Annotated in this window: 1 protein-coding gene; it reads left to right on the top strand. The window is 50.7% G+C overall.

From position 1 onward, the window contains the following. Positions 1-58 precede the first annotated feature (58 nt). A partial coding sequence (locus M5B99_RS29855) for a hypothetical protein (protein ID WP_248807486.1) occupies positions 59-373 on the top strand: 315 nt, incomplete at its 3' end.

Genomic DNA, 373 nt, shown 5'->3' with positions numbered 1-373 from the left:
AAAGAGGCTGTCTGAAGCTAGCGCCCAAAAGGTTGCGGCCATCCAGGACAGCGTTCGTTTGCAATCCATCGCCACAGCTCGTGCGGTCGAGGAACTTAGGGAAAACCAAAATAAGGATCTCAAAGGCGCTGGTGCGGATGTCGATGTCATTGGGGGCTTGGAGGCAAAAATCAAAATCCTTCAAAAGTCGATTCAAGATATCGATGGCTGGAGAGAGCTGATCAGCCAGTGGCAGTACTGGAATGAGAACGTGGAAAAAACTGAACCAGCGCTCCTTGAAGGCAAGGCCGCGTTAGCTGTGTTGCTAGTGGAAGAACAAGCCACACTCAGTGATCAAAACGCCCAGTGGGTGAGGTTGAAGCAAGAGATCAAT

Source organism: Pseudomonas sp. MWU13-2100 (assembly GCF_023242365.1).
Classification (GTDB): domain Bacteria; phylum Pseudomonadota; class Gammaproteobacteria; order Pseudomonadales; family Pseudomonadaceae; genus Aquipseudomonas.
Note: the sequence above shows the minus strand (reverse complement) of the source record. Positions and strands in the feature narration are given on the sequence as shown.